At 70.6% G+C, this 9078-nt stretch carries 10 protein-coding genes; 3 read left to right on the top strand and 7 right to left on the bottom strand.

What is annotated here, in order from left to right; all coding sequences use genetic code 11:
- Window positions 1–53: 53 nt before the first annotated feature.
- The 4 genes from D180_RS06805 to D180_RS06790 form a co-directional block, all read right to left on the bottom strand.
- Window positions 54–989: a DMT family transporter gene (locus D180_RS06805; protein ID WP_017912201.1), complete on the bottom strand. Its 936-nt coding sequence runs from the start codon at window positions 987–989 to the stop codon at window positions 54–56.
- Window positions 990–1077: 88 nt separating this feature from the next.
- Complete coding sequence (gene gorA, locus D180_RS06800) at window positions 1078–2439, bottom strand: glutathione-disulfide reductase (RefSeq protein WP_017912200.1); 1362 nt, start codon at window positions 2437–2439, stop codon at window positions 1078–1080.
- A gap of 157 nt (window positions 2440–2596) precedes the next feature.
- Complete coding sequence (locus tag D180_RS06795) at window positions 2597–3838, bottom strand: DUF418 domain-containing protein (RefSeq protein ID WP_232760374.1); 1242 nt, start codon at window positions 3836–3838, stop codon at window positions 2597–2599.
- Between the two features lie 139 nt (window positions 3839–3977).
- A complete protein-coding gene (locus D180_RS06790) occupies window positions 3978–4457 on the bottom strand; it encodes a peptidylprolyl isomerase (protein WP_017909247.1) in 480 nt (159 codons plus the stop codon).
- A 109-nt stretch (window positions 4458–4566) separates the two neighbouring features.
- Between D180_RS06790 and D180_RS06785 the strand changes: the two genes are divergently transcribed.
- Together D180_RS06785 and D180_RS06780 are read left to right on the top strand one after the other, a co-directional pair.
- A complete protein-coding gene (locus D180_RS06785; protein WP_017909248.1) occupies window positions 4567–5109 on the top strand; it encodes a C40 family peptidase in 543 nt (180 codons plus the stop codon).
- A gap of 107 nt (window positions 5110–5216) precedes the next feature.
- Window positions 5217–6050 (top strand): C40 family peptidase, encoded by an 834-nt coding sequence (locus tag D180_RS06780; RefSeq protein WP_081616424.1) that lies wholly within the window; start codon window positions 5217–5219, stop codon window positions 6048–6050.
- Window positions 6051–6167: 117 nt separating this feature from the next.
- On the opposite strand, the gene D180_RS06775 is transcribed toward D180_RS06780, so the two are convergent.
- The gene (locus tag D180_RS06775) at window positions 6168–6944 is read right to left on the bottom strand and encodes a class I SAM-dependent methyltransferase (RefSeq protein ID WP_017912197.1); all 777 of its coding nucleotides are present in this window, start codon (window positions 6942–6944) and stop codon (window positions 6168–6170) included.
- A gap of 161 nt (window positions 6945–7105) precedes the next feature.
- Here D180_RS06775 and D180_RS06770 point away from each other — a divergent pair, with 161 nt between their 5' ends.
- On the top strand, window positions 7106–7855 hold the full coding sequence (locus tag D180_RS06770; protein WP_017912196.1) for a hypothetical protein: 750 nt from the start codon (window positions 7106–7108) through the stop codon (window positions 7853–7855).
- A gap of 22 nt (window positions 7856–7877) precedes the next feature.
- Here the strand turns inward: D180_RS06770 and D180_RS06765 are convergent, their stop codons facing one another.
- On the bottom strand, window positions 7878–8357 hold the full coding sequence (locus D180_RS06765) for an acyl-CoA thioesterase (protein WP_017909252.1): 480 nt from the start codon (window positions 8355–8357) through the stop codon (window positions 7878–7880).
- A 113-nt stretch (window positions 8358–8470) separates the two neighbouring features.
- Window positions 8471–9078: class I SAM-dependent methyltransferase (locus tag D180_RS06760; RefSeq protein WP_017912195.1), on the bottom strand; the 608-nt coding region annotated here is incomplete at its 5' end.

Here is a 9078-nt window from a genome sequence, read left to right as displayed (position 1 = left end):
CGCCGCCGTCGCGGCCGGCGCCGACGCGCTCGCTGCGGGCGGCCGCCGTGGACTCATGCCGACCGTGCCCGCACCGGCCGCGACACCAGCAGCACCCCGCCCAGTACCAGCACGGTCCCGGCGATCTGCCACGGCCCCATCGCCTCGCCCAACACCAGCACGCTGAGCACGATGGTCGAGACCGGGCCGAGCATGCCGATCTGCGACGCGAGCGCCGAGCCGATGCGCTGCACCGCCAGCATCGTCGCCAGCACCGGCACCGCCGTGCACAGCGTGCCGTTGAGCAGCGACAGCGCGTAGACAGGTGCCGGCAGGACCAGCGCGTGCAGCGGCCGCAGCAGCAGGAACTGGGCGATGCACAGCGCGCAGGCGACCAGGCTGGCGTAGGCAGTCAATCGCACCGCACCGACCCGCGCCACCAGTTGGCCGCTGCCGACCAGATAGGCCGCATAGGCCAGCGCGCTGCCGAATACCAGCAAGCTCCCCCAAGCAGTACGCGCGCCGCCGATCTGCAGGTCGTGGCCGAACGCCAGCAACACGCCCAGATAGCTCAACGCCAGCGCCCATAGCTGGCGCCGCTGCGGACGCCGCCGCCACAGCAGCACGCCGATCAGCAGCACCAGGGTCGGGGTGAGATAGAGGATCAGCCGCTCCAGGGTCGCGGTGATGTAGGCCAGGCCGAGGAAATCCAGGAAGCTGGCCAGGTAGTAGCCGAGCACGCCCAGCGCGACGATCCGCCAACGGTCGCCCGCCTGCAGCGGCGGCGCGCGGCGCGCCGCCCACAGCGCCATCGCCGCGAAGCACGGCAGTGCCACCAGCATGCGCAAGGCCAGCAGAGTCACCGCATCGACGCCATAGCGATAGCCGAGCTTGACGATGATGGCCTTGCCCGAGAACGCGATCGCGCCGCCGGCGGCGAGCAGCACGCCACCGAGGCTGGCCTGGGTAGCGTTGGGGGCGACGGCGGCGGACGTGCCGGACGCGCTCATCGCGCGGCGCCGCGGCAGGGAGAAGAGGACACGTGCATGCCGCCATTCTACGGCGCCACAGCCAACCAGCCGCCGGATCGCGGCGACCTCAGCGCATCAGCACCACTTCCTCGGCCGAAGTCGGATGGATCGCCACGGTGTCTTCCAGTTGCTGCTTGGTCACGCCCAGCTTCAATGCCACCGCAAAGCCCTGCAGGATCTCGTCGACCCCATCGCCGAGCAGGTGGAAGCCGACCACACGCTCCTCGGCGCCCACGCACACCAGCTTGAACAGGCTGCGCTGCGGCGAATCGGCCAGCGCCTGCAGCATCGGCCGGAAATTGCTGCGGTACACGGTCACCGCGTCGGCGCCATAGCGCTCGCGTGCCTGCTCCTCGCCCAGCCCCACCTGGCCCAGCGGCGGATGCGAGAACACCACGCTGGGCACGTTCTCGTAGTCCAGCCGTGCCTGCGGCCGGTCGCCGAACACGCGGTCCATCAGCTTGCGCCCGGCGGCGATCGCCACCGGGGTCAGGCCGACCTTGCCGGCCACGTCGCCGATCGCATACAGCCCCGGCACGTCGGTGTTCTGGTACGCGTCCACCACGATCTCGTGCTTGTCGCCCAGGCGTACGCCCAGCGCTTCCAGGCCGAGGTCGCGCGTGTTGGGGCGACGCCCGATCGCGAAGAACACCTTTTCGACGCGCTCGCCGGGCTGCCCCTGCGCATCGACCACGCACAGGCCCTCGCCGCTGCGGCGCAAGGCGCTGGCGCGGTAACCGAAATGCAGGCGCACGCCCTGGTGGCGCAGGTTGTCGGCAAGCTGCCGTGCCAGTTCCGCGTCGAACCGCTCCAGCAGGCGCTCGCCCTGCACGTACAGTTCCACCCGGCTGCCCAGCGCCTGCAGCAGCCCGGCCAGTTCCACCGCGATATAGCCGCCGCCGACGATCGCCACCCGCGGCGGCGCCTCGCAGAGATTGAAGAAGTCGTCGGAGACCAGGCCCAGCTCGGCGCCTTCGATGTTCGGCCGCAGCGCGTGCGCGCCGGTGGCGATCACCACGTGCTTGGCGCTGACCCGCACGCCGTCGTCGCATTCGACGGTGTGCGCATCGACCAGCCGGCCGCGCCGCGGGATCAGCACCACGCCGTCGGCATCCAGCCGGCGCCGGTAGCTGGCGTGGATGTTGCCGATGTAGCCCTGGCGATGCGCCACCAGTTCCGCCCAGGACAGCGTGGCCTCCGGAATGGCGAAGCCGACCGCGCGCGCCAGATCGATGCGTTCGACCAGATCCGCCGCCAGCCACATCGCCTTCTTCGGCACGCAGCCGACGTTGACGCAGGTCCCGCCGAGCGCGCTCGGCTCCAGGATCGCCACCCGTGCGCCGTGGCTGGCGGCGCGGAACGCGGTGGCCAGGCCACCCGAACCACCACCCAGCACCAGCAGGTCGTAATCGCGGATCGCCCCGTTCACGGCGCACGCTCGGCGCGCGGCGCAGTGGCGTCGCTGGCGAACCCGTATCCGCTTCTCACATCGTCCATCGGCTGTCCTGTCGCATGTCTCGGTCGCCGCGGAGCATGCCATGGGCGACCGCGCGGCAGATGTGAGGACGCCGCTGCAGCGCCTGCGCTCAGGCCGCGTCGCGGCGGCGCATCGGCTGCCAGCGCAGGTAGCTGGCCGAGCGCCACAGCCACTCCACCGGACCGAAGCGGAACCGCTGCAGCCACCAGTGCGACAGCGCCACCTGCAGCGCGAACAGCGCGACCGCGAACGGGATCTGCCAGGCGCGCGGCAGTTGTTCGAAATAGCCGAAGCCGTAGCTGTAGAACAACGTCGTGCACACCAGCGACTGCAGCAGATAGTTGCTCAGCGCCATGCGTCCGGCCGGCGCCAGCCACTGCAACGCCGCTGCGGCGCGCACCAGCCAGGCCGCATAGCCCAGCGCCATCAGGCCGCTGGCGACGCTGGCCAGGGCGTAGGCACAGGTCAGACGCAGATCCAGCCGCGCCGGATCCATCCACGGCTCCAGCCGGAAGCTCAGCAGCATCAGCCCCAGCCCCAGCGGCAGCACACCCCAGCGCAGCACGGCGAGCAGCCGCGGGAAGCGCTGCGGTTGCGCGGCCAGGCCGCTGCGCACGCACCAGGCGCCGAGCAGGAACATGCCGAAGATGGTCGGCGCATTGAACAGCAGCCCGCTCAGCGATTCGATCAGGTCGCGCGCGCGCTGCGCGGTGGCCTGGGCGTAGCTGCCATGGCCGAACACCTCGCGCTGCTGCGCCAGCGCCGCCGCGCCGTGCTGCGCCTGCTCGGCCATGTCCCGATGCCACTGCGCTGCACCGTGCGGATCGGCCTGCGCCGCCCAGGCGGCGGCGCCGACCAGCAGCCACAGCGCCGGCGCGAACAGGTAGACCACCAGCGCCATGCCCGGCAGCCAGCGCGTGGGCGCCTCGCGGAACGCCAGCAGCATGAACGCCAGCAACGCATAGCTGACCAGGATGTCGCCGGACCACAACAACAGCGCGTGCAGCAGGCCGATCAGCAGCAGCCCCGCGCTGCGGCGCAGGAAGAAACCACTGAACGGCCGTCGCGCGGTCTCGGCACGCTGCGCCATCACCGCGAAGCCCATGCCGAACAGCAGCGAGAACAAGGTGTAGAACTTGCCCTGCACCAGGATGTAGACCAGGGCGTCGGCGATGCGGTCGGCGCCGCGCAGCGCCGGATCCAGGCCGGTCATCGCCGCGTCCAGCGGGCCGACGAAGCTCTCGATGTTCATCAGCAGGATGCCCAGCAGGGCGAAACCGCGCAGCACGTCCAGCGTGGCGATGCGCTCGGCGGGCGCGACGGGCTGCAACACGGGGGCGGAAGTGGCCAAGGCGGCACCGGGCGGAAGGCCGGCGATGTCCCTCGCCGCGATCAGGAAGGCCGCCGGCGTCCGCAGCGGCACGATGGCGCCGCTGCGTGCGGCGCCAGGGCTGGCGGCACCGGCGCGACCGGCACCGCCGCCAACGCACTCAGTGGTGGTGGCCGCCGTCGCCGTGCACGTGGCCGTGCTCGATCTCTTCGGCGCTGGCCTCACGCACGTCGACGATCTCCACGTCGAAGTGCAGGTCCTTGCCGGCCATCGGGTGGTTGAGGTCGACGTCGACCACGCTCATGCCGACCTTCTGCACGGTCACCGCGCGTGGGCCGAAGTTGGTCTGCAGCACCACCTGGCTCCCCGGCTGCAGCTTGACCGCGCCGAAATGCTTCTTCGGCACGCGCTGGCTCAGGCCCTCGCGGTATTCGCCATAGGCGTCCTTGGCGGCCACGTCGACACCGAAGCTGTCGCCGGCGGCCTTGTCCATCATCGCGTTCTCCAGGCCCGGGATGATGTTGCCGTGGCCGACCAGGATCACCAGCGGATCGCGGTCCTTGGAGCTTTCGATCGGTTCTTGACCGACTTCCGAAACGGTGTAGTGGAAACGGACGACGCGGTCTTTTTCGATCTTCATGTGCACTCTGCGCTGTGGCTGCCGGGGGCAGACGGGATGGGCGGCTTGTCGGCCGCCGGGAGCGCCGCCATGATGGCGGCCTTCTGAGGTCGCGCATTATCCCGGCTCCATGCACAACACGCCAGTTTCGCCGCGCGGCCGCCGCGCGTTCCCGTGGTGGCTTCCGCTGCTGTGCACCGCCGCGCTGGCGGCCTGCGGACGCCACGAGGTCCGCCACACCCGGCCGGCACCGGTGGCGGTGCGCGAGTGGCCGCAGGTGGCGCCGGCCGACCCGGGCGCGGCCAACGCAGTGCTGATGCGGGCGCTGGGCCTGGTCGGCACGCCCTACCGTTACGGCGGCAACACCCCCGAGTCCGGCTTCGACTGCAGCGGCCTGGTCGCCTACGTCTACCGCGACATGCTCGACCTGCGACTGCCGCGCACCTCGCGCGAACTGGCTGCGGTGCAGGGGCCGCGGATCGATCCGCAGCGCCTGAGCACCGGCGACCTGGTGTTCTTCGGCAGTGCTGGAAATGTGACGCATGTCGGAATTTATGTCGGTGAAGGCCGCTTCGTGCACGCTCCCAGCACGGGCGGCACGGTGCGCCTGGATTCGCTGGACGGGGCCTACTGGCGGGACCACTACACCGGCGCAAAGCGGGTTTTGCGCTGAACTGTGATTTCACCCACATTCATAATTACGAAAATTTAACCTTATTTGAACTTCCTATTTCTGTCTACAAGGCATGATCCCCCATCGTTTTATTTTGTGATCCAAGCGTGACGACCGAAGCCCAGACCTCTCCAGGCAAGCCCGCCGTTCCCCGCCGGACCGCTTTCCGCCTCTTCTGCACCGCCTCGCTCTGTTTCTCGGCCCTCCCGGCCCTGGCCCAGACCGCTCCCGCCGACACCGTCGTCCCGGAAGCGATCGCGACCGTCGCCCCTGCTCCCGCCCAGGTGAGCGCCACCGCGACCACCGCCCAGGCGGCGGCGCAGACCCCCAACACCACCACCTCGGCCAAGCCGGCCGCCGCCCAGGCGCCCGCACCGTCGCGCAGCAAGGCCGACGCCGCCGCCACCGCCACCCTGGCCGCCCTGCTGCCGCACCTGGCCGCCAACGACACCATTCCGCTGATGGACCGCTCGGCGATGTTCGCCGGCGACATCAGCCGCCTGCTGGCCAACTACGACGTGTCCCAGCCGGTCCCGCGCGAAGGCGTGGTGCCGGGCGGCGACAAGGTCCAGTCCGTGCTCAAGCGCGCCATGGCGCTGCTGGGCACCCCGTACCGCTGGGGCGGCGAGGACACCGAAGGCTTCGACTGCAGCGGCCTGGTCGGCTACGTGTTCCGCACCGCGCTGGGCATCGAACTGCCGCGCGTGTCGCGCGAGATGGCCCGCGAGGCCAATGCCCAGCTGATCAAGGACCGCGACGCACTGGCGCCGGGCGACCTGGTGTTCTTCGGTCGCAAGGGCCGCGTCGACCATGTCGGCCTGTACGTCGGCGAGGGCCGCTTCCTGCACGCCCCCAGCCGCGGCAAGGACGTGCGCGTGGACACGTTGACTTCCGGCTACTGGGGCGAGAAGTTCGTGCAGGCGCGCCGCGTGGCGATGTAAGCCGCCGCTCCGCAGATACCGCACAGAAAAGGCCGCTGGGGACAGCGGCCTTTTTGGTTGTGGCGTTTCGCGGCCGCCCGGCTGGCGGTCGTGCCACTGGCACCGACGCGGCCGCCCTCAGGCGGTGGCAACGATCGCGCGCACGTCCTTGTCGATCCGCAACGCGCCGTCGCCATGCGCAAACGCCGCCTCTACCGCCTGCCGCAAGGCTGACGCGTGCGCCTGCGGCGGCAACGGCAGACTCTGCAGATAGGCCATGACGTCCTCGGGATCGGTGCAGACCAGCACGTCGTCGAAGCGTGCGACCCGGACCTGCGCGAAGTGCATGGCGAACAGGTGCGCGCCCGCCTCCGCGTCCAGGCGCAGGGTGGACGGGTCGCGGTCCGGGCCACCGGCCACCCCGGCGACCAGTTGCGCGAGTTGACGCATGTTGTCGCGACCATTGAGCACCGCCAGTACTGCCGCGCCTGGACGAACGATGCGCCGCAGCTCGCGCACGCCCGCATGCGGATCGGGCAAGTGGTAGAGCATATGCACGGCCAGTGCGGCGTCGATGCTGGCATCGCGCAGCGGCAGGCACATCGCGTCGCCGACCACACCCTGTGGCCGCAACGTCGCCGCCTGCGCCAATGCCGCAGCGACCATGGCCGGCGAGCGATCCAGCAATTGCACTGCCAGCGATGGCGGCCACTGCCCGGCGAGCGCGCCCCACAGCTGGCCGGTGCCGCAGCCGATATCGGCCACGCGCATGTCTGCGGCCAGCGGCACCTGCCCGCGCAACCACGGGTACCAATCGCCGCGGCCGTACTTGGCATGCAGCGACTTACGCTGCACCAGCCGCTGTGTATCGCCGTATTGCCGCTGCAGTTCCGCGCTGTCCGCCTGGAGGGTCATCGTCGCCGTCCGCGTTGCCCGCCGGCACGATACGCTGTCCGCCTCGATCGCGTCACCGGAACTTCGATGACACCACGCCCCTCGCCTGCCTCGCAGTCCTGCCGTGCCGATGAGCCCGTCCGCCGGGCCGCGTCCTGGCCGCAATTGCAGGCGCTGCGCTGATGCCGGCCAAGCACGTCCTGCCCACGCCCGCCCAGGCGCTGGCGATCGCGCAATCGCTGCTGTGCACCCGCTACGCCGACGCGGCGTTCGGCTTCGCCGCCGGCTCGATCCTGCGCGGCGAAGGCACGCATCTCTCCGATCTCGACCTGGTCGTGGTCTATGAGCGCCTGCCGGCCGCACGCCGCGAATCCTTCCTCGCCGACGGCATGCCGGTCGAAGCCTTCGTGCACGACCCGGGCACGCTGGCCTGGTTCGTCGACGAAGACGCCGCCCGCGGCCGCCCCAGCCTGCTGCACATGATCGCCGAGGGCACCCTCGTCGGCACCGCGACCGAATCCGCACGCAGCCTGCAAGGCCGAGTCGCCGCGCGGCTGCAGGCCGGGCCGCCGCCGCTGACGCAGGCGCAACGGGACGCGCTGCGCTACGAGATCACTGACCTGGTCGACGACCTGTGCGGCGAGCGCAGCGCCGCCGAGATCCTCGCCATCGGCGCCCTGCTGCATCCGCGCCTGGCGGAACTGGCGCTGCGCGGACGCGGTCATTGGTACGGCAGCGGCAAGTGGGTGCCGCGCCTGCTGGCACGGATGGATCCGGCGGTGGGCGCGCGCTTCGAGCAGGCCTTCGCCACGCTGTTCGCCAGCGCCGACTGCGCGCCGGTGCTGGCGCTGGCGCAGCAGGAACTGGCCGTGCACGGCGGCCGCCTGTTCGACGGCGACTGCCGCATCGCGCCCGCGGACTGGCGCGCCTGAGCCAGCGCGCGGACGCGCGCCCTCAGCCGTGGTAGTGGGCGATGGTGTCCTCGATGCCCTTGCTCAGCTCCATCACCTTCTGCGCGTACTCGGCCAGGCGATGGTCTTCCGGCGTGTCCGGATGCCAGGCCGGCACCGCGGTGGGGCGGCCTTCGACGCCATCCAGAGCCACGAACACGATGATGCAATGCGTGCACAGACGCGGCTCGCCGCCCATCGGATCGCGGGCGCGCACCTCGATGGCGAAATGCATGCTGCTGGTGCCGGTGTGGACCAGCTTGGCGCCGACCGTGACCATGTCGCTGATGCGGATCGGCGAGACGAAGCGGATGCCACCCACCGCCACGGTCACGCTGTAGTGGCCGCTCCAGCCCACCGCGGCGGCATAGCCGACCTGGTCGATCCACTTCATCACCACGCCGCCGTGGACCTTGCCGCCGTAGTTGACGTCGATCGGTTCGGCCAGGAAGCGGAAGGTCAGTTCGCGTTGCGTGCCGCTCATCGGGAGTCCATGCAGGGGAAGAAGGCGGCAGTCTGCCATGCGCCGCCGCCGCCAATCGCAACGGCGCCGCAATAAGGTGTCGCCACAGACGCGCTGGCGGCCGGCAGCACCGGCTAAGCCGCGCCCAGCGCGAGATTGTCGCGCTTGCGGATGCACAGCCACGGGAAATGCGGCTGGCGCCAGCGCAACGCCCGCAGGCAACGCACCGACAGCCGCCGTGGGTCGAACAAGCGGCGCAGCACGATGCCGTCCAATACCGCCTCGGTGTGCTGGTGGTACTGCTGCGCCAGTTCGGCGCAGCCCAGGTCGCTGAAGTAGCGCAGGCTGCGCGCGGCGCTGGCCTGGGCTTTCTCAGCGTCAGCGTAGAACGGGCTGTCGAGGATGTGCAGTTCGCCGTCGTGCTGCAGCAGCTGCAGCAGGCGTGCGATCAGCGCACGCGGATCGGCGAAGTATTGGAGGCAGGCCGGCACCACCACGACATCGAACCGCTGCGCCGGCAGCGGCAAACGCAGGATGTCGCCGGCGACGAAGCTCAACCGCGGCGCGTCGGCGAAGACTCGCGCCGCCTGCGCCAGTTCGGTGCGATTGACGTCGACACCGCAGACTTCGCGCTGCAGGCCGCTGGCCAGGCGATACGACAGCCAGCCGTTGCCGCAGCCGAGTTCCAGCAGAGGACCGTCGCCGCCACGCGCACGCAGATGGCGCAACAGGCGCCGGCACG

The organism is Xanthomonas sp. SHU 166 (genome assembly GCF_000364685.1).
GTDB lineage: Bacteria > Pseudomonadota > Gammaproteobacteria > Xanthomonadales > Xanthomonadaceae > Xanthomonas_A > Xanthomonas_A sontii.
Note: the sequence above shows the minus strand (reverse complement) of the source record. Positions and strands in the feature narration are given on the sequence as shown.